Source organism: Acidovorax soli (assembly GCF_900107605.1).
GTDB classification, from domain to species: Bacteria; Pseudomonadota; Gammaproteobacteria; order Burkholderiales; family Burkholderiaceae_C; genus Acidovorax; species Acidovorax soli.
Map to the genome: position 1 here is coordinate 83,010 of NZ_FNQJ01000009.1, position 20,376 is coordinate 103,385.

Annotated in this window: 17 protein-coding genes and 1 tRNA gene; 9 read left to right on the top strand and 9 right to left on the bottom strand. The window is 65.8% G+C overall.

Annotated features, from left to right (window positions below; translation table 11 throughout):
- The first annotated feature begins 56 nt into the window (after positions 1-56).
- The 3 genes from BLW02_RS08730 (at position 57) to efp (ending at position 2,796) form a co-directional block, all read left to right on the top strand.
- Positions 57-962, top strand: a complete 906-nt coding sequence (locus BLW02_RS08730) for a LysR family transcriptional regulator (protein ID WP_026436896.1) — start codon at positions 57-59, stop codon at positions 960-962.
- Positions 959-2,092, top strand: coding sequence for an elongation factor P maturation arginine rhamnosyltransferase EarP (earP, locus tag BLW02_RS08735; RefSeq protein WP_092697946.1), 1,134 nt, complete (start codon positions 959-961; stop codon positions 2,090-2,092). Before BLW02_RS08730 ends, earP begins: the two co-directional genes overlap by 4 nt.
- A gap of 149 nt (positions 2,093-2,241) precedes the next feature.
- Entirely contained in the window at positions 2,242-2,796 is a 555-nt protein-coding gene (gene efp, locus BLW02_RS08740) for an elongation factor P (RefSeq protein ID WP_026436894.1), read from the top strand.
- A 130-nt stretch (positions 2,797-2,926) separates the two neighbouring features.
- On the opposite strand, the gene rimO is transcribed toward efp, so the two are convergent.
- The 5 genes from rimO to BLW02_RS08765 all read right to left on the bottom strand — a co-directional run bounded on the left by rimO (position 2,927) and on the right by BLW02_RS08765 (position 8,613).
- A complete protein-coding gene (gene rimO, locus BLW02_RS08745) occupies positions 2,927-4,318 on the bottom strand; it encodes a 30S ribosomal protein S12 methylthiotransferase RimO (RefSeq protein WP_092697947.1) in 1,392 nt (463 codons plus the stop codon).
- Between the two features lie 61 nt (positions 4,319-4,379).
- Entirely contained in the window at positions 4,380-4,943 is a 564-nt protein-coding gene (phaR, locus tag BLW02_RS08750) for a polyhydroxyalkanoate synthesis repressor PhaR (RefSeq protein WP_208859709.1), read from the bottom strand.
- A gap of 252 nt (positions 4,944-5,195) precedes the next feature.
- Positions 5,196-5,272: transfer RNA gene (locus BLW02_RS08755), tRNA-Val, on the bottom strand.
- A gap of 108 nt (positions 5,273-5,380) precedes the next feature.
- Positions 5,381-7,594, bottom strand: coding sequence for a RelA/SpoT family protein (locus BLW02_RS08760; protein WP_092697948.1), 2,214 nt, complete (start codon positions 7,592-7,594; stop codon positions 5,381-5,383).
- Positions 7,591-8,613, bottom strand: coding sequence for an alpha/beta fold hydrolase (locus BLW02_RS08765; protein ID WP_092697949.1), 1,023 nt, complete (start codon positions 8,611-8,613; stop codon positions 7,591-7,593). Before BLW02_RS08765 ends, BLW02_RS08760 begins: the two co-directional genes overlap by 4 nt.
- A gap of 69 nt (positions 8,614-8,682) precedes the next feature.
- On the opposite strand from BLW02_RS08765, the gene BLW02_RS08770 reads away from it, so the two are divergent.
- The gene (locus BLW02_RS08770; protein ID WP_092697950.1) at positions 8,683-9,465 is read left to right on the top strand and encodes a 3-hydroxybutyrate dehydrogenase; all 783 of its coding nucleotides are present in this window, start codon (positions 8,683-8,685) and stop codon (positions 9,463-9,465) included.
- Between the two features lie 80 nt (positions 9,466-9,545).
- On the opposite strand, the gene BLW02_RS08775 is transcribed toward BLW02_RS08770, so the two are convergent.
- Positions 9,546-10,439: an AraC family transcriptional regulator gene (locus tag BLW02_RS08775; RefSeq protein WP_092697951.1), complete on the bottom strand. Its 894-nt coding sequence runs from the start codon at positions 10,437-10,439 to the stop codon at positions 9,546-9,548.
- 194 nt (positions 10,440-10,633) lie between these two features.
- Positions 10,634-11,347, bottom strand: coding sequence for an SIMPL domain-containing protein (locus BLW02_RS08780; RefSeq protein WP_092697952.1), 714 nt, complete (start codon positions 11,345-11,347; stop codon positions 10,634-10,636).
- Between the two features lie 216 nt (positions 11,348-11,563).
- On the opposite strand from BLW02_RS08780, the gene ompR reads away from it, so the two are divergent.
- Together ompR and BLW02_RS08790 are read left to right on the top strand one after the other, a co-directional pair.
- A complete protein-coding gene (gene ompR, locus BLW02_RS08785; RefSeq protein WP_026435637.1) occupies positions 11,564-12,295 on the top strand; it encodes an osmolarity response regulator transcription factor OmpR in 732 nt (243 codons plus the stop codon).
- A gap of 7 nt (positions 12,296-12,302) precedes the next feature.
- Entirely contained in the window at positions 12,303-13,832 is a 1,530-nt protein-coding gene (locus tag BLW02_RS08790; RefSeq protein WP_092697953.1) for an ATP-binding protein, read from the top strand.
- A 42-nt stretch (positions 13,833-13,874) separates the two neighbouring features.
- Here BLW02_RS08790 and ispF read toward each other — a convergent pair whose 3' ends face one another.
- Together ispF and BLW02_RS08800 are read right to left on the bottom strand one after the other, a co-directional pair.
- Positions 13,875-14,354 (bottom strand): 2-C-methyl-D-erythritol 2,4-cyclodiphosphate synthase, encoded by a 480-nt coding sequence (gene ispF, locus BLW02_RS08795; protein ID WP_026435639.1) that lies wholly within the window; start codon positions 14,352-14,354, stop codon positions 13,875-13,877.
- A 25-nt stretch (positions 14,355-14,379) separates the two neighbouring features.
- Positions 14,380-15,219 (bottom strand): IspD/TarI family cytidylyltransferase, encoded by an 840-nt coding sequence (locus BLW02_RS08800; protein ID WP_092697954.1) that lies wholly within the window; start codon positions 15,217-15,219, stop codon positions 14,380-14,382.
- 94 nt (positions 15,220-15,313) lie between these two features.
- On the opposite strand from BLW02_RS08800, the gene mfd reads away from it, so the two are divergent.
- From mfd to serB, 3 genes are all read left to right on the top strand, one after another.
- Positions 15,314-18,778, top strand: a complete 3,465-nt coding sequence (mfd, locus tag BLW02_RS08805) for a transcription-repair coupling factor (protein WP_092697955.1) — start codon at positions 15,314-15,316, stop codon at positions 18,776-18,778.
- A gap of 69 nt (positions 18,779-18,847) precedes the next feature.
- A complete protein-coding gene (locus tag BLW02_RS08810; protein ID WP_092697956.1) occupies positions 18,848-19,507 on the top strand; it encodes a hypothetical protein in 660 nt (219 codons plus the stop codon).
- A 131-nt stretch (positions 19,508-19,638) separates the two neighbouring features.
- On the top strand, positions 19,639-20,355 hold the full coding sequence (gene serB, locus BLW02_RS08815; RefSeq protein WP_092697957.1) for a phosphoserine phosphatase SerB: 717 nt from the start codon (positions 19,639-19,641) through the stop codon (positions 20,353-20,355).
- The last annotated feature ends 21 nt before the right edge of the window (positions 20,356-20,376 follow it).

Sequence of the window (20,376 nt, forward strand, 5' to 3'; positions counted from 1 at the left end):
TGCACGAAGCTGCCATCGCAAACCGGCATGGCGACAAGGTACGATCAACGCACCCCATGAAACTCGACCCCGTCTCCCTGCGCCTGTTCGTTGCCGTGATGGAAGAAAACACCATCGCCGCCGCCGCCGCGCGCGAACACCTGGCAGCATCGGCCGTGAGCCGACGCCTGGCCGACCTGGAGGCCGCACTGCAGGTGGCACTGTTCACCCGCAGCAACCGCGGCACCGAGCCCACCGCGGCGGCGTTTACCCTGCTGAACCTGGCGCGCGGCGTGCTCAACGACCTCGATGGCATTGCCAGCCAGATGCGCGAATACGGCAGTGGCGTGCGCGGCCATGTGCGCGTGGTGGCCAACATCTCGGCCATCACGCAGTTCCTGCCGGGCGAGCTGCAGAGCTTTCTGGCGCTGCACCCACAGGTCGATGTGCGCCTGCAGGAACAGATCAGCACGGCGATTGCGCAGTCGGTGGCCGAGAACGCCGCCGATGTGGGCATCCTCAACCATGGCAACTATGGCGAGCGCATCACGCTGCTGCCCTACCGCAGCGACGAACTGGTGCTGATCGTGCCCACGGGCCACCTGCTGGCCCGGCGCAAGGCGGTGCGCCTGGCCGAAGCCCTGCCCTTTGCCTTTGTCGGCATGCACCCGGGCAGCGCCGTCAACAACCAGCTCATGCGCGCCGCCGCCGAGGTGGACCTGCCCCTGCGGCTGCGCATCCAGGTCACCAGCTACGACGCGCTGTGCCTGATGGTGGCCGCCGGCCTGGGCATTGGCGTGATGCCGCGCGGCAGCGCCTCGCTCTACCGCGGCACGCTGGCCATCCGGGCCATCACGCTGAACGAACCCTGGGCGCAGCGGCGGCTGATGCTGTGCGTGCGCGCCGAAGAATCCCTCTCCAGCGTCGCGCGGCTGCTGGTGGACCACCTGCGCAATCCGCCACAAGCGGCCGCCACGCCATGACCGCGCCCTTCGCCCCCCTGCAATGGGATGTTTTCTGCCGTGTGATCGACAACTTTGGCGACATCGGCGTGTGCTGGCGCCTGGCCACGCAACTGGCAGGTCAAGGCCAGCGGGTGCGCCTGTGGGTGGACGACGCCTCGGCCCTGCAATGGATGGCGCCCCACGGCTGCCCGGGCGTACAGGTGCGCGCCTGGGACGCGCTCGTGCCGGCCGCCCACGAGGCCCCGCCCGACGTGATGCTGGAAGCTTTCGGTTGCGAGGTTGCTCCTGAATTCATAGCTTACAGCGTACAACAGGTAATCACCAGGGGTCAAAAACCTGTCTGGATCAACCTCGAATACCTGTCGGCAGAGGCATACGTGGAGCGCAACCACCGGCTGCCCTCCCCCCTGCTCACCGGCCCCGCCGCCGGCTGGACCCGCTGGTTTTTCTATCCCGGCTTCACCCCCGCCACCGGCGGCCTGCTGCGCGAGCCCGATCTGATGGCCCGGCGCGAGGCGTTCGACCGCAGCGACTGGCGCGCCGCGCACGCAGCGGCCTTTGGCCTCGGCGATATCGGGGCGGGGCAGCGCTGGGTGTCGCTGTTCTGCTACGAGCCCGCCGCCCTGCCCGCTCTGCTGGGGCAATGCCAAGCGCAGCCCACGCAGTTGCTGGTCACCCCCGGCCGCCCCACGGCGGCTGTGCAGGCAGCCTTGACAGAAGATAGGGGCGAAATCGCCCCCAAGCGCTTATCAGACAAGCGCGAGCAGCTAACTGTTTCATACCTTCCGCACCGCCCGCAGGCGGCATTCGACGAGATGCTCTGGGCCTGCGACTTCAACGCCGTGCGCGGCGAGGATTCGCTGGTGCGGGCGCTGTGGGCCGGGCAGGCGCTGGTCTGGCACATCTACCCGCAGCACGACAACGCCCACCACGACAAGCTGTGGGCCTTTCTCGACTGGCTGCAGGCCCCCGCATCGCTGCGGCAATTCCACGCCACCTGGAACGGGCTGGACAACGCACCGCTGCAATGGCCCGACGACAACACCCTGTCGGAGTGGACCGCCTGCATTGCCGCCGCCCGCGCACGCCTTCTGACGCAGGACAATCTGGTGGCACAACTTTTGGGCTTTGTCGCCGAAAAACGGTAAAATTCAAGGCTTTGCGCAAAACGGGTGCGGCACATCGGTGCAAGCCCCGAGCGCATTCCCGCCGCGGAACATGCATTGGCACGGCGCGCCTTCAGCCCCTGAAGGTCACCCGCCCCTGCGTTGAGCGGCCCCAACCCAAGCAACCTGCTATGAAAATCGCTCAAGAAATCCGCGCCGGCAACGTCATCATGCACGGCAAGGACCCCATGGTCGTCCTCAAGACCGAATACGCCCGCGGCGGCCGCGGCGCCGCCACCGTGCGCATGAAGCTCAAGAGCCTCATCGCCAACTTCGGCACAGAAATCGTGTTCAAGGCCGACGACAAGATCGACAACGTCATCCTCGACAAAAAGGAGTGCACCTACTCCTACTTCGCCGATCCGTTGTATGTGTGCATGGACGCCGACTACAACCAGTACGAAGTCGAAGCCGAAAATATGGGCGATGCCCTGAACTACCTCGAAGATGGCATGGCCCTGGAAGTGGTGTTCTACGACGGCAAGGCCATCTCGGTCGAGCTGCCCACCAGCGTAGAGCGCGAAATCACCTGGACCGAACCCGCCGTCAAGGGCGACACCTCCGGCAAGGTTCTCAAGCCCGCCAAGATCGCCACCGGCTTCGAAGTGCCCGTGCCGCTGTTCGTCAGCCAGGGCGACAAGATCGAAATCGACACCCGCACCGGCGAATACCGCAAGCGCGTCTGAGGCTTGCGCCTCCGCCCAACAAAAAGGCTTCCCGAGGGAAGCCTTTTTTACTGGTCATATTTGGTTCTAGCGTTTGATGGAAAATCGCCAGCAACCATTCAAACCATAGCAACCGCAGCGACCAACAGGATCACACCGGCACGGCCACCAGGTCATGCCCCTGCGTGCCCACGATGCGCGCACGCGTGAATTCACCCACCTTGAGCTGCTTGCTGATCTTCTCCGGTGGCAGCAGATGCACCACGCCATCAATCTCGGGTGCGTCGGCATAGCTGCGGCCCCGGCCGCCCTTCTTGCCCAAAGCGGGGGCATGGTCCACCAGCACCTGCATGGTGGCGCCCACGCGGCGCTGCAGCTTGGCAATCGACACCTCTTCGGCCACGGCCATGAAGCGGGCGCGGCGCTCTTCGCGCACTTCCAGGGGCAGCATGCCGGGCAGCTCGTTGGCGGCAGCGCCATTCACGTCGCTGTAGGCAAAGCAGCCTGCACGGTCGATCTGCGCCTCGCGCACGAAGTCGAGCAGGTGCTGGAACTCTTCTTCCGTCTCGCCCGGAAAGCCCGCGATGAAGGTGCTGCGGATGACCAGCTCGGGACAGGCCTCGCGCCAGCGCTGGATACGCTCGAGGTTGCGCTCGCCGCTGGCAGGGCGCTTCATGCGCTTCAAGACATCGGGGTGGCTGTGCTGGAACGGCACGTCCAGGTACGGCAGCACCTTGCCCGTGGCCATGAGCGGGATGATCTCGTCCACGCTGGGGTACGGGTACACATAGTGCAAACGCACCCAGGCGCCATAGGGCTCGGCGATCTCGCCCAGCGTCTGCACCAGCTCCAGCATGCGCGTCTTGACAGGCTTGCCATCCCAGAAACCGGTGCGGTATTTCACGTCCACGCCATAGGCCGACGTGTCCTGGCTGATCACCAGCAACTCCTTCACGCCGCCTTCGAACAGCGCCTTGGCCTCGCTGAGCACATCCCCCACCGGACGCGACACCAGGTCGCCGCGCATCGACGGGATGATGCAGAAGGTGCAGCGGTGGTTGCAGCCCTCGCTGATCTTCAGATACGCATAGTGCCTGGGCGTGAGCTTGATGCCTGCCACGCCGAAACTGCCCGGCACCAGGTCCAGAAATGGATCGTGCGGCTTGGGCAGGTTCAGGTGCACGGCATCCATCACCTCCTGCGTGGCGTGCGGGCCGGTGACGGCGAGCACGCTGGGGTGCATCTCGCGCACCATGTTGCCGCCACCCTCGCCCGCGCGCGCGCCCAGGCAACCGGTGACGATGACCTTGCCGTTATCGGCCAGCGCCTCACCGATGGTGTCCAGGCTTTCCTTGACGGCATCGTCAATGAAGCCGCAGGTGTTGACGATGACGAGATCGGCACCGTCGAAGGTTTTGGAGGTTTCGTAACCCTCGGCGCTCAGTTGCGTCAGGATCAGTTCGGAATCGGTCAGCGCCTTGGGGCAGCCGAGGCTGACGAATCCGACCTTGGGGATTTTTTGGGGGGAGAGTGCTTCGCTCATATCCCTGTATTGTCCCAGTTCCAGCACCGGGCAGGTTGGCAAGGGCTGATCCAACCCTTTTTCAGCGCTTCAAACCAAAGGCGCCGAGCATCTGCTCGGTCTGCTTTTGCATCTGCTCCTGCATCTGGGTCAGCATGGACTGCGACTGCTCGACATAGTTGCCCATCATGCCCTTGAGCATGGGCGACTGCAGGCTCATGAACTGCGCCCACATCTCTGGCGTCACACTTTGGGACTGCTCGGCCAGCTTGGCCTGCACCTCGGTGAAGGCCTGCACATTCTTCTCCAGATAGGCGCCCATGAAGCCCTGCATCGCGTGGCCGTAGAAGCGGATGATGTTGGCCAGCACCGCCTCGGTGAACATGGGCGCGCCGCCCGCTTCCTCCTCCAGAATGATCTGCAGCAGAATGCTGCGCGTGAGGTCTTCGCCCGTCTTGGCATCGCGCACCACCACGTTCTGGTGCTCCATGACAAGCTGGCGCACTTCGGCCAGGGTGATGTAGGTGGAGGTATCCGTGTCGTACAGGCGGCGATTGGGGTATTTCTTGATCACGCGCTGCGCTATCTTGGCGGCGGGGGCGCTTTTCTTGTCGGGCACTACGGACTCCTCGGGCCTGCGGCCCATTTATTGCAGTGCAACAGATTCTAGAGAGTGAGGAGCACTGTGCCGGCGAAGGATTACCCTGATGGTCCCGCGCGACCCAAGCCGCGAATGCCGCCCCTACGGCGCCACTAGCGCACGCGGTACGCTCCACCCCTGGGATGATTGCAATGTGCAAGATGGCGAGGCAGCGCCCCAACTACTTCAATCCACAGCAACACCAACAAAAAAGCCTTCCAGACCGTTGATCTGGAAGGCTTTGTACCAATGGTGAGTTGGTAGGCGCGATTGGACTCGAACCAACGACCCCCACCATGTCAAGGTGGTGCTCTAACCAGCTGAGCTACGCGCCTGTCGTTGTTTAGACAGCGATTATAGCCATAAAAATCAGCCGGTTTGGCTGGCTCTTCAACAAATCATGGGCAGAGCATCACCATCATTCGCGGATACCGGCACGCAACTCAGCGCCGCCGTGCAGCGCGCACCCCTGCAACGCTGGCCACAATGCCCAGCACCTTGTTCAGCCGCCCGGAATCGGCAACCTCCACAGTGAAGGTCATCCAGGCCGTGCCCTTGACCGACTGGGTCTGCACGCCGATGACATTGGTCTTTTCCCGGGCAAACACTTCGGAGATGTCGCGCAACAAGCCCTGGCGATCGGTCGCTTCCACCGCCACATCCACGGGATACACCGCAGCACCTGCAGCGGATTTGGGCTTGCCCCATTCGACTTCAATCACCCGCTCGCTGTTGCGCGCCGCCATCTCCCGGAAATTGCTGCAGTCTGCCCGGTGCACGCTCACGCCCTTGCCCCGAGTGACAAAGCCGCGGATATCGTCGGGTGGCGCAGGCTTGCAGCACTTGGCCAGCTGGGTCATGAGGGAGTCGATCCCCACCACCAGCACGCCACCCTTGGGGGCGGCATCGTTGGTGCGGGTCTTTTTCAGCAGCAGGTAATCGTCGGGCTGCAGTACCGGCTCTGGCGGGCGCAAAAGGGTTTCGATGCTGCGCAGTGAAAACTCGTCCTTGCCCACCACCTCGAACAGCGCGTCGGCCGACTTGAACCCCAGCTGCACCGCCAGGTCGTCCAGCTTCATGGCCGTCTTGCCTTCGCGCTGCAGCAGCTTCTCCACCGCCTCGCGCCCCCGGGCCACCGTTTCGTGGGTTGCCTGGGCATTGAACCAGGCACGCACCTTGGCCTTGGCCCGGTTGCTGGTGAGGTAGCCCAGCTCGGCATTGAGCCAGTCGCGCGAGGGGCGGCCTTCCTTGACGGTGGTGATTTCCACGGTCTGACCATTCTGCAGCGGCGTATTGAGCGGCACCATGGCGCCGTCCACCTTGGCGCCGCGGCACCGATGGCCGAGGCTCGTGTGCACGGCATAGGCAAAGTCCACGGGTGTGGCGCCCTGGGGCAACTCGACCACGGCGGCTTCGGGGGTCAGCACGTAGATGCGGTCGTCAAACAGGCCCCGGTTTTGCGCCGTTCCGACAAGGTCGCGCTCCCAGGCCAGCAACTGGCGCAGCACCGCGATCTTGGCGTCGTATTCGCCGCTGGCCGACACGCCTGCATAGCCCTTGCTGCCCGCCTCCTTGTAGGCCCAGTGCGCCGCCACGCCGTGCTCGGCGTGGTCGTGCATGGCCTGGGTGCGGATCTGGATCTCGATCGGTTTGCCGGCAGCGTCGCGCACGATGGTGTGCAGCGACTGGTAGCCATTGGGCTTGGGGCGCGCGATGTAGTCGTCGAACTCTTCCACGATGGGCGTGAACTGCTCGTGCACCCAGCTCAGGGCGGCATAGCAGTCCTTGACCGATGGCACCACCACGCGCAGCGCACGGATGTCCAGCACCTGGTCGAAATTGAGCGACTTGCCGCGCATCTTCTTGACGATGCTGTAGATGTGCTTGGGCCGCCCCTGCACGCTGGCACTGATGCTGCGCGCGCGCAGGTCGGACTCCAGCCGCGTGCGCAGCTGTTCCATGTAGACCTCGCGCTCCCCGCGCTTTTCGTCCAACAGGCGGGCTACTTCCTTGTAGGTGTCGGGTTCCAGGAAACGGAACGACAGGTCCTCAAGCTCCCATTTCACCTGCCAGATGCCCAGCCGGTTGGCCAGCGGGGCAAACACCTGCAACGATTCGCGCGCCAGGCTGGGCGACACGGGGCGCTTGCTGGCGGCATGGAACCGCAGTGTCTGCAGTCGGGACGCCAGGCGCAGCATGACCACGCGCAGATCGCGCGAAAACGCCAGCAGCATCTTGCGCACGTTCTCGGTCTGCACCGCCGGGTCGTCCAGCTGCTGGGCCCCCCGCGCCTGGCGCTGCACACGCATGAGCTTGGTGGTTTCCACTGCCAGGGCCGCAAAGTTGTCGCCAAAGGCCTTGGCGATCACCTCCTGGGGCTTGTTCAGGTGTCCGCAGGCATACACCAGGTAGCTGGCCGCCTGCATGGCCTCCGATCCGCCAATGACCTTGAGGATGGCGGCCACGGCGTCCGCATGGGCCAGTGTGTTTTCACCGGAATCGAGCGTCTCGCCCGCCATGAGGGGCTCGGCAAAGGCGCGCGCCCGCGCCAGGGCATTGACCTGCTCGGGCAATATGTGGGCCGTTGCAGCAATGAGCTGTGGCAAGGTGTCGGCGGTGGCTGCCTGCACAGCGGCGGCAGGAGGGTGCGTTTTCATGCGGCCACCGCCGCTTCCGGTGCCAGCAAAAAGTCGGTGACGGCCGTCACCTGGTCTTGCGCCATCAAGGTGGGTGCGTGCCCCACGCCCTCGAACTCCACCAGCCGCGCCTTCGGCCCGCGCCGCGCCATGGCCTGGGCGGTTTCTGGCGCCAGCAGGTCGGACTGCGCGCCGCGCAGCAGCAACGTGCGCGCCTGGATGCGGTCATACAGCTGCCACAGCTGCCGTGCCCCGGCGGCAGAGGCCTCGGGCGTCATGGTTCCAAAGGACTGCGCAATGGCGGGGTCGTAATGCAGCGCCAGGCCGCCGGCCGGCAAGGCCCGCACCATGGGCCGCGACAGCTCCAGCCACTGCGCAGCGGTGTGCGGGCCAAAACTCGACGAAATCGCCCACATGGCATCGGCTGCCTGCTGCAGCGAATCAAAGCGGACGGGAGCCCCCAGATACTGGCCGATGCGCTGCAAGGCATCCCATTCGATGGCGGGGCCGACATCATTGAGCACCAGCCGGCGTACCGGCACGGTCAGCGGCCACAGGCTCCCCACACCGGTGGCGGGTTGGTCGGCAGAGGTGGACTCATCGGCCACGCCCAGCCCCGGCTGGCCGCACAGGGCCATGCCGATCAGGCCGCCCATGCTGGTGCCCACCCAGTCCAGCGTCTGCACCGGGGCCTGCCGCTGCAGGTGGCCCAGCAAGGCCAGCATGTCGGCGGCGTACTGGGGAATCTGGTAGCCAGCGGGATCTTCCAGCCAGTCGCTCTGGCCGCGGCCGACCACGTCTGGGCAAATGACCCGTGCATGGCGGCTGAGCGCGCGCGCCAGGGTGTCGAAATCCCGCCCCTGGCGCGTGAGGCCATGCACGCACACCACCACATGCGGATGGGCCGGGTTTCCGGTGCTGTTCCACTCCCAGTACGCCATGCGATGCTGCGCTTGCGGGCTGGCCAGCGCACGCCCATGGGGGCCCGCCTCGGAGGCAGCGCCAGGGCACAGTACGTAGTTCAGCGTAGGTTCAATCATGGGTGCGGGATCTGGCGACAGCGTTCGATAATTGCTGCGTTGCATCGTAATTCATTCGGAGAGACTCCCATGCTCAAAGGCAAAACCGCACTCGTTACCGGCTCCACCAGTGGCATCGGCCTGGGCATCGCCAAAGCCCTGGCGCGCCAGGGCGCCAACATCGTGCTCAATGGTTTTGGCGACGTGGACGGCCCGCGTGCCGAGGTGCTGGCGGCCGGTCAGGCGGCAGGTGCCCAGGTGGCCTACCACGGCGCCGACATGAGTCGCGCAGCCGACATCGAAGACATGATGAAGTACAGCGCCGCACAGTTCGGGCGCGTGGACATCCTCGTGAACAACGCCGGCATCCAGCATGTGGCAAGCATCCAGGATTTTCCGGTGGAGCGCTGGGACGCCATCATCGCCATCAACCTGACCAGCGCCTTTCATACCTCCCGCCTGGCCCTGCCCGCCATGCAGGCGGCCAACTGGGGCCGCATCATCAACGTGGCCTCGGTGCACGGGCTGGTGGGCTCGGCGCAAAAGTCGGCCTATGTGGCGGCCAAGCATGGCATCGTGGGCCTGACCAAGGTGACGGCACTCGAAAACGCCGCTTCAGGCATCACCTGCAACGCCATCTGCCCCGGCTGGGTGCTGACGCCGCTGGTGCAAAAGCAGGTGGACGCCAAGGCCGCAGAACGCGGCATCTCGAACGAAGAAGCCAAGCGGCTGCTGCTGGGCGAAAAAGAGCCGTCCATGCAGTTCACCACACCCGATGAGCTGGGCGAGCTGGCCGTGTTCTTCTGCTCCCCCGCCGCCAACAACGTGCGCGGCGTGGCCTGGAACATGGACGGCGGCTGGGCAGCGCAGTAAGCCATGGCCCTGGGGCGCAGCGCCCCGCCTTGCTGCAGTTCTGCCGGATTTCAAAGACTGCGCAAGGCCAATCCCATCCCTCATGCTGCCGCACGCGCCCAGCCCTTGGCGGCCTGCGTGTCGCGCACGGGTGGCAGGCCGAACAGCCGGCCGTACTCGCGTGTGAACTGGGAAACGCTCTCATAGCCCACGGCAAAAGCCGCGCTGCTGGCACTGGCCACCTCGGACAGCATCAACCGCCGAGCCTCGATCAGACGCAGCTGCTTCTGGAACTGCAGCGGCGAAAGCGATGTGACCGCCCTGAAATGCTGATGAAAGGACGACGCGCTCATGCCTGCCAGCGCAGCCAGGCTCTCCACCGGCAGGGGCTGCGCAAAGTCGGCACGCAGCACCGCCACCGCACGCGCCACCCGCTGGGCATGGCTGCCGGGCCAGCCCAGGCGGCGGATGGCAGCACCGTGCCGACCGGCCAGCAACCAGTAATGCAGCTCGCGCACCAGCGAGGCGTGCAGCAGCGGCACAGCCTGGGGGCGCTCCAGCAGGCGCATGAGGCGCAGGGCCACATCGGCCACCTCGGCATCGGTGGGGTCCACGCGCACGGGAGCGTGCTCACCCCCGGGTACCGCCCCCATCTGGGCCGACAGGTCGGCAATAACCGGCAGGCTCAACTCCAACGCAATCGATAGATACGGAGCCGCCGCACTGGCGCGGGTGATCTGGCTCACCGTGGGCACATCGGCCGTGATCAGCAAGGACTCGCCCGCCGCGACCCCGAAGGTCTGCGGCCCCATGGCCACCTGCTTGCTGCCCTGCAGCACCAGGCAGATGCGGGGGTGGGCGATCGCGTGCAGCAGCCCACTGGGCTCGGTAGCGCGCACCGCGCTCAGTCCGGGGATGGGGGTCTGCACCACCCTGCCCTGGTGGGCATGGGCTTCGGCATAGCGGCTTACGGCCTGGAACAAGGGGTTTGTCATACTGCCGAGCGTACCGGCTTGCAGGCCGCCTGGCACTGACTTTGGAGAATCAGGCAAAGAATGAAAGGGTTTCGACAATCTGCTCAAGCCATGGGCCGGGCACTGGCGGACGTTATCCACGGAAGTTCGCCATGACCCCCTGCACCCACCCGCCATCATCTTGGTCGCCGGCGGCGACATACACGTGTTGGCGCTCAGCGCATCTGCACGGAGCCAGAGACAGTCACCACCACCTGCGCCTTGCCCGCCTCCACCGGTACCGCCGCATCCGACAACGGCGCAGCCTTGGCCTCCATCGCCACCATGCGTGGGCGGGGTCCGGGCGACATCTCATTGCTGTTCACCGCCACCTCGCGCAGGCTGTAGCCGGCAAAGCCGAAGCCCTTGGCCAGTTCAGCCGCACGGGCCTTGAACTGCTCGATGGCCTGGGTCTGCGCCTCGGCTTCAACTTTGGCACGGACCTCGCGCGAGAGCGCAAAAGCGACCTGGCTGATGGGCATCGATGGAATCCTGCCCGCCGTGGCGGTGATGCGCGCGAAGTCACGCCCCTCCAGCACCAGCTCGGCCCGGCCCTGCCAGCCACTGATCTTGCCGTCCTTGGCGTAGCGCGGGTACAGGCCAAAAGGGCCGGTGCGCACGTCCAGCTGCCCCGTCTGCGCATTGCGCTTGGCTTCGGCCAGTGCCGCATCGAGCGCCTGCTTGAGCTGTTCCTGCACGCCAGCGGCATCCGGGCCGTCCTTGCTGGCCGAGAGGGTGAGCACCAGCAGATCCTGCTGCACCTCCACCGTGCCAGACGCCGACAACTGCACCACATTGCGCGGTTCGGTGGTCTGCGAGTTTTGAGAAAAAACAGCTCCAGCGCTTATCATCAAAGCGCTAGCAGCTATCAAACGAATAGCATTCTTCATACCAGAACCCTTCTTTCAATCTACGTACAGCGCCACACCGGACCGCACACGCCCCCACAGTAACCGCTGCGAAGGCACCCTTGGTGAAGCCTGCGTGAGCGGCCTGCGTGCCGGGGCAAAACTTGTAACAGTTGGTCAAAAAACAGGCAGAATACCGAACTTCGGGGCTGAAGCTGGTCAGAATTGGCTCTGTTACAAATTGGACCCGTACTCACCATGGCTACAACAACCAACCGCACCGACAAGATTCTGGTGGTGGACGACGATGCCCGCATCCGCGATCTGCTGCGCCGCTACCTGACCCAGGAGGGCTTTGAAGTCATGGTCGCCGAAGACGGCAAGGCACTGAACCGTCTGCTGCTGCGCGAAACCGTTGACCTCATCGTGCTCGACCTGATGATGCCCGGCGAAGACGGACTGTCCATCTGCCGCCGCCTGCGTGCCGCCAACGACCGCACGCCCATCATCATGCTCACCGCCAAGGGCGAAGACGTGGACCGCATCGTGGGTCTGGAAGTAGGCGCAGACGACTACCTGGGCAAGCCCTTCAACCCCCGCGAGCTGCTGGCGCGCGTGCACGCCGTTCTGCGCCGCCGCCCCGCCCAGGAGGCGCCTGGCGCCCCATCAGGCGACAACGAGGTGGTCACCTTCGGCCCCTTCACCTTCGACCTGGGAACCCGCGCGCTGCAGCGCAATGGCGAGGAGCTGCCACTGACCACGGGCGAGTTCGCCATGCTCAAGGCCTTGGTGCGCCACCCGCGCCAGCCCCTGTCGCGCGAAAAGCTGGCGCTGCTGGCGCGCGGCCGCGAGTTCGAACCCTTCGACCGCAGCCTGGATGTGCAGGTCTCGCGCCTGCGCAAGCTGGTGGAGGTCGATGCCGCAGCACCACGTTATATCCAGACCGTTTGGGGCGTGGGCTATGTTTTCGTACCAGACGGAACAAGCTGACCCCTTCATGCGCAACTCTGAAGCCTGGGCGGACCCCACGCCCGGGCAAACGGTGATCCCACCGTCCGACGCCACCAGCCCGGCACCCCTGGAATCCTTGCGCCGCGCGCGCGAGCAGCGTGCGCGCGTGGGGTTGAACCTGTTCTGGCGCACCTTCTTTCTGCTGGCGCTGTTGCTGGTGGGAAGCATACTGGCCTGGCTGCAGACACTGCGCGCCCTCGAATTCGAGCCCCGCACGCTGCACACGGCCCAGCAGATTGCCTCGCTGGTCAACCTCAGCCGAGCCGCCCTGGTGCACGCCGATGCGATCGCGCGCGTGTCGCTCATCAAGACCATGGCCGACCAGGAAGGGGTGCGCATCCTGCCGCGCGAGCCGGGCGACAAGTTCACTCTGCTCGACAGCACCGCGCTGGGCAGCCGTCTCACCGAGGAGCTCACCCAGCGCCTGGGCCCGGACACCATCGTGGCCCAGAATGTGAACGGCGAAAACGGCCTGTGGGTGGGTTTCAACATCAACGGCGACCCCAACTGGCTGCTGATGGACCGTTCGCGCTTCAGCCCGGCCGGTGGCCGCACATGGCTGATCTGGCTGATCACGGCAGGCGCCCTGTCGCTGGCCGGCGCCGCAGCCATTGCGCGGCTGATCAACCAGCCGCTCAAGCAGCTGTCGTATGCCGCCAACCGCGTGCGCGACGGCGACTTTGCAGCCAGCCGCCTCGACGAAGAAGCCGTGACCAGCGAAATCCGCGAGGTGAACATCGGCTTCAACCGCATGGCGCAAAAGCTCGCCAAGCTGGAGCAGGACCGTGCCGTCATGCTGGCCGGCATTTCGCACGACCTGCGCACGCCCCTGGCGCGCCTGCGGCTCGAAACCGAGATGAGCGTTGACGACGAAATCGCCCGCGAACACATGGTGGCGGACATCGTGCAGCTCGACGCCACCATCGACAAGTTTCTGGACTACGCCCGCCCGGACCATGCCACCCTCACCCCCGTCAACCTGCACGGGGTGGTGTCGTCCTGCGTCTATGCGGTGCAGGACCACCGCGAGCTGCAGATCACCATGGCGATTCCCGAGGACCTGAACGTGCTGGCCGACGAAGTGGAGCTGGCGCGCGTGATCTCCAACCTGCTGGAAAATGCACGCCGCTATGGCAAGACGGTGGACACGGCCGTGACCCATGTGGACATCGCCGCCAAGGGCCGCGAAAACTGGGTGCTGATCAAGGTGCGCGACCACGGCACCGGCGTGCCGCCCGAGCAGCTGTCCAGCCTGACCAAGCCCTTCTTTCGCGGTGATTCAGCACGTACCGCTGCCACAGGTGCCGGGTTGGGCCTGTCGATCGTGGACAAGACCGTGCAACGCATGGGCGGCATCTTTGCGCTGGCCAACTCCAGTTCCGGCGGCCTGGTGGCCCATATCCAGCTGCAGCGGGCCATCCACATGCCCGATGGCGAGGACCCCAAGCAGCGTCTGCAGCGCCCTTCCGTCAAGCGGCAACTTCCGCGCCGCCGCGCCGAAGACCATATGAATTGATTGCATGCCGGGTGGCTGGCCAGGCCGCGCTGGCCGCGTGGGTCAGGCCCGGAACAGCAGCACCACGGCCCGGGCCTCCATGGCCAGCCCCTGGCCCACCGGCCCCAGGCGTTCAGCGGTTTTGGCCTTGACGTTCACCTGCCCCTCGCCCACCCCCACCGCAGCCGCAATGCACGCGCGCATGGCCGGAATATGGGCGGCCAGGCGCGGCGCCTGCGCGACCACGGTGCTGTCGATATTGCCGATGTCGTAACCGGCTGCGCGCACCCGCCGCGCCGCCTCCGCCAGCAGCATGCCCGAGTCCGCACCCCGAAATGCCGCGTCGGTGTCCGGAAAATGGCTGCCGATGTCGCCCAGCGCGGCGGCCCCCAGCAGGGCATCGGTGATGGCATGCAGCAGCACATCCGCATCCGAATGGCCCAGCAGGCCCATCGAATGGGCGATCTCCACGCCGCCAATCACCAGCCGGCGCCCAGGCACCAGCGCATGCACATCCCAGCCCTCGCCTATCCTGAAATTCATTGCGTCACCTTCGCCCGCAAGGGGCTCAAAAAATGGTCTTTTTGCCCACGGCCGCCTGCCCGTATGCGCCACCAAAACAATCCAGCGTGGCGCCATGCGCCCGTTGCGCTAGCACGGCGGCCGCCAGGGCGAAGTCGTCCGGGTAGGTCACCTTGAAATTCTGCGCGCCACCCGGAACCAGACGCGGGTGCTGGCCCATCGCCTCCATGGCACTGGCTTCGTCGGTGGCGCCCGAGCCCACATGCTCGATGGCCGCGATCAAAGGGCCCATGCGGAACATCTGGGGCGTCTGCGCCAGCCATTTGTCGCTGCGGTCCACGGTGGATGCCACGCGCACGCCACCAGGCCCATCCATAGAGGTCTTGAGCGTGTCGGCCAGCTTGTGCGCGAGCAGGCCACCCACGCCATCGTGCTGGCAGGCGTCGATCAGGGAGTCAATCTGCTGCGACGTGACCAGGCAGCGCGCGGCGTCATGCACCAGCACCCAATCGTTGGCCTGGGCCCCGCGCTCCGTCAGGGCCCGCAGGCCGCCCAGCACGGTATCCGCACGCGTGGGCCCGCCACATTCGACGGTAAAAAATGCGGGGTGGGCGTAGGCATCCAGAAAATGGTCCCCTGGCGCCACCGCCACCAGCGTGCCCTGCAAGCGGCTCACCCCGGCAAAGGCCGCCAGGGTGTGCGTGACCATGGGATGCCCTGCCACCAGATGGTATTGCTTGGGCAAGGGTGGCGCAGCCGATGCCACGACCGGCGTGGCGGCAGAGGGTATGGCACGCAAGCCCATGCCCGCACAGGGCACCAGCGCCCAGAAGCGCCCTCGGGCAGACAGGGGAGCAAGCGAAGGTGGCAGCAACGGAGCGGTCATGGGTCGCTCATTCTAAAATCTCCGGCTGCCCCCCATCCGGCCCGTGCGCGTTTCGCGCCCCAGGGGATGCGGCGGCCCAGACGACACCGTCCGCATGGAACTGCCCAAACTCTCCCCCGGAAAACGTTTCACCCTGCCCCGGCCCGTGGGCAGCGCCGATGCCCTGCTGCTGGCCCGCCTGGCAGAGCGCGACAAGGCCAATGGCCGCACCACCGCCATCGTCACGGCCGACGCCACCGATGCGCAGCGCCTCATCGAGGAAATGGCATTCTTCGCCCCAGGCCTGCGCTGCGCGCTGTTCCCCGACTGGGAGACGCTGCCCTACGACACCTTCTCGCCGCACCAGGACCTGATCAGCGAGCGCCTGGCCACGCTGTGGCGCATCTCGCAGGGCGAAGCCGACGTGGTGCTGGTGCCCGCCACCACGGCCCTGTACCGCCTGGCGCCGCCGTCCTTCCTGGCGGGCTACACCTTCCACTTCCAGGTCAAGCAGAAGCTCGACGAAGCCAAGTTCAAGGCCCAGCTCACGCTGGCCGGCTACAGCCACGTCTCGCAGGTGGTGAGCCCGGGCGAATACGCGGTGCGAGGTGGACTCATCGACCTGTTCCCCATGGGCTCGCTGGTGCCCTACCGCGTGGACCTGTTCGATGACGAGATCGACTCCATCCGCACCTTCGACCCGGACAGCCAGCGCAGCCTGTACCCCGTGCCCGAGGTACGCCTGCTGCCTGGCCGCGAGTTCCCCATGGACGACGACGCCCGCGCCAAATTCCGCAGCCGCTGGCGCGAGATGCTGGAGGGCGACCCGACCAAGAGTCGCATCTACAAGGACATGGGCGCCGGCGTCGCCACGGCCGGCATCGAGTACTACCTGCCGCTGTTCTTTGACGACACAGCCACGGTGTTCGACTATCTTGGAGACGAAGCGACCGTGGTACTGCACGGCGATCTGGAGCCCGCCTTCCAGCTCTTCTGGCAGGACACGAAAGACCGGTTCCGCCTGATCCAGGGCGACCCGGAGCGCCCTGCGTTGCCGCCCGAGTCGCTGTTCCTGTCCATCGACCAGTTCTACACGCGCGCCAATCAACACGCCCAACTGTCGCTGCGTCCTGGCGTACAGGACGTGGATGACAACCCGCACTTTCACCAGCTCGGCGACCTGTCGGTGGCGCGCGGTGCCGAGGACCCGCTGGCCCGCCTGCACGCCCACATCCGCAATACGCAGCACCGCGTGCTGCTGCTGGCCGAGAGCGATGGCCGGCGCGAGAGCCTGCTGGACTTCCTGCGCGCCTCGCAACTGAACCCACCGGCCTTCGACTCGCTGGCCGAGTTCCAGGCCGACACCACCGAGAAGGTGGGCATTGCCACCGCCGGCCTCACCGTGGGCTTCAGCTGGATCGAGGACGGCATCGACTTCGTCACCGAGACCGAGCTCTTCGCCGCCGGCCCCACCACGCGCAGGCGCAAGAAGCAGGAACAGGTGAGCGACGTCGAGGCGCTGATCAAGGACCTGGCCGAACTGAACGTGGGCGACCCGGTGGTGCACAGCCAGCATGGCATCGGCCGTTACCGGGGCCTGGTGAACATGGACGTGGGCAACAAGAACCCCGACGGCACGCCCGCCATGCAGGAGTTCTTGCACCTCGAATACGCCGACAAGGCCGTGCTCTACGTGCCGGTGAGCCAGCTGCAGCTCATCAGCCGCTACACGGGCGTGAGTGCCGACGAGGCGCCGCTGCACAAGCTGGGCAGCGGCCAGTGGGAAAAGGCCAAGCGCAAGGCCGCCGAGCAGGTGCGCGACTCGGCCGCCGAGCTGCTGAACATCTACGCCCGCCGCGCCGCGCGCGAGGGCCACGCCTTCCGCTACAGCCCGCAGGACTACGAGACCTTTGCCAACGACTTCGGCTTCGAGGAAACGGCCGACCAGAACGCCGCCATCCACGCCGTCATCCAGGACATGATCAGCCCCCGCCCCATGGACCGCCTGGTCTGCGGCGACGTGGGCTTTGGCAAGACCGAGGTCGCCCTGCGCGCAGCCTTCGTGGCCGTCACGGGCGGCAAGCAAGTGGCCTTCCTCGCGCCCACCACGCTGCTGGCCGAGCAGCACTACCAGACGCTGGTGGACCGCTTCAGCAAGTGGCCGGTGAAGGTGGCCGAAGTCTCGCGCTTCCGTTCGGGCAAGGAGATCACCGCCGCCATCAAGGGCATCGGCGACGGCACGGTGGACATCGTGGTGGGCACGCACAAGCTATTGAGCGAATCCACCAAGTTCCACAACCTGGGCCTCTTGATCATCGACGAGGAGCACCGCTTTGGCGTGCGCCACAAGGAGCAGATGAAGGCCCTGCGCGCCGAGGTGGACGTGCTGACGCTGACGGCCACGCCCATCCCGCGCACGCTGGGCATGGCGCTGGAAGGCCTGCGCGACCTCAGCGTCATCGCCACCGCGCCGCAGCGTCGCCTGGCGATCAAGACCTTTGTGCGCAATGAAGGCACGGGCGTGATCCGCGAGGCGGTGCTGCGTGAATTGAAGCGCGGCGGCCAGGTCTACTTCCTGCACAACGAGGTGGAAACCATCGAGAACCGCCGCCAGAAGCTCGAAGAGATCCTGCCCGAGGCGCGCATCGCCGTGGCCCACGGCCAGATGCCCGAGCGCGAGCTGGAGCGCGTGATGCGCGACTTTGTGGCGCAGCGCTACAACATCCTGCTGTGCTCGACCATCATCGAGACCGGCATCGACGTGCCCACGGCCAACACCATCATCATGAGCCGCGCCGACAAGTTCGGCCTGGCGCAGCTGCACCAGCTGCGCGGGCGCGTGGGCCGCAGCCACCATCAGGCGTATGCCTACCTCATGGTGCCCGACGTGGAAGGCCTCACCAAGCAGGCGCAGCAGCGGCTGGAGGCCATCCAGCAGATGGAAGAGCTGGGCAGCGGCTTTTACCTGGCCATGCACGACCTGGAGATCCGTGGTGCGGGCGAGGTGCTGGGCGAGAACCAGAGCGGCAACATGCTGGAGGTGGGTTTTCAGCTGTACAACGAGATGCTCAACGAGGCCGTCAAGGCGCTCAAGGCCGGCAAGGAGCCCGATCTGCTCAGCCCCCTGTCGGTCACTACCGACATCAACCTGCACGCCCCTGCCCTGCTGCCCGACGACTACTGCGGCGACGTGCACCTGCGCCTGTCGTTCTACAAAAAGCTGGCCACGGCCAAAACGCCCGACCAGATCGACGGCCTGCTCGAAGAGATCGTGGACCGCTTCGGCAAGCTGCCGCCGCAGGCCCAGACCCTCATCGACGTGCACCGCCTGCGCGTGCTGAGCCAGCCCTACGGTGTGGTGAAGGTCGATGCCGCCCCGGGGGTGATCAACATCACCTTCAAGCCCCAGCCGCCCATCGACCCGATGCGCATCATCGAGCTCATCCAGAAGAACAAGCACATCAAGCTGGCGGGCAACGAGAAGCTGCGCATCGAGCGCGAACTGAAAGAGCCCAAGGACCGCGCGCAGATGGTGCGCGACATCTTGCGCAGCCTGGGGCAGCCGCTGGTTGCTGTCTGAATTTTCATCAAAACAGCCTCTGGTTCTTATCCACAAAGCGTCAGAGCTATCAACCAATAGCAAACGATCATGTGGCTGGAAGCCACCCTCACCCTCCTTGCCCTGGCTGCCGCCCTGGCCGCACGGCCCTGGCGCATGCTGGCCAGCCGCACGCCGCTGGCGCACGAAACCCGGGGTGCCCCAGCCGCACTGTGGACACCGCTGCTCGCCACGCTGGTGCTGCTGCCCTGGATGTGGGCCCTGCCCACGCTGCATGCCATGCCGCTGCAACTGCAGTGGTCGGGTGCATGCATGGTGGTGCTGATGCTGGGCTGGCCGCTGGCGATCCCGGCACTCATCGAGGTGGGGGTGATCGCCTGCCTGTTGTCATCCGCCATGGGCTGGCCCGAGGCGCTGGGAGCCATCGCCTGGCAAGGCGTGGTGCCTGCCACCCTTGCGCTGATGGTGGGGGCACTGATTCGGCGGTTTCTCGGAACCCACCTCTTTGTCTATGTGCTGGGCCGCGCCTTTCTGGGCACGGTGCTGTGCCTCTTTGCCTCGGGGGCCTTGTCGCAATGGAGCGGCCACCAGTTGCCGGGGGTGGGCGACGAGCTCTCACTGGTGGCACGCTGGCTCATGGCCTGGGGTGATGCGTTTGTCACCGGCATGCTCACGGCCATTTTCGTGGCCTTCAAACCGCAATGGCTGGCCACCTGGTCCGACCCGCTCTACCTGGGGCATCCCAAGTAGGCGGCAGAACCCGCCCCACGGTTACCGCGCTCCCGCTGAGCACCGGGTTCCACAGGCCCCTGCGGTGGTGGGTGCACCATCCGACGGGCTAACATTGCGCCCTTCGCATCCATGACGCAGCCCCGTTTCCCATGACCCACGCCACCGAATTCGCCCCGGGCCTTGTTGTCCAGGGCATTGAGCCCCCGCTGTCCCTGTCGAGCTACAAGCTGATTGCCTTTGACATGGACTCCACCCTCATCAACATCGAGTGCGTGGACGAAATCGCCGATGCCGCCGGCCGCAAGGCCGAAGTGGCGGCCATTACCGAGGCCGCCATGCAAGGCCTCATCACCGACTACAAGGAAAGCCTGCGCCAGCGCGTAGCCCTGCTCAAGGGCGTGACCGTGCAGCACATGGAGCAGGTGTTCACCGAGCGCCTGCGCTTCAACCCCGGCGCCAAAGAGTTGATCGCCGCCGCCAGGGCCGCCGGCCTCACCACGCTGCTGGTGTCGGGCGGCTTCACCTTCTTTGCCGACCGCGTGCGGGCGGGCCTGGGCATCGACTTTGCCCGCTCCAACCTGCTGGAGTTGGACAATGGCCTGCTCACCGGCCGCATGGTGGACCAGGCCTGGGGCGATATCTGCGACGGTGCAGAAAAACGCCGCACGCTGCTGGAAGTGGCCTCGCTCATGGGTATTTCGCCAGCGCAGGCGATTGCCGTGGGCGATGGCGCGAATGACCTGCCCATGATGGGTGCCGCCGGCCTGTCGGTGGCCTACCACGCCAAGCCGGCCGTGCGTGCGCAAGCCAAGATTGCCATCAACCAGGGGGGGCTGGACCGGCTTCTCGAAGTGCTGCGGACCTGAGAAAAAAGCCCCTTTCTGCAC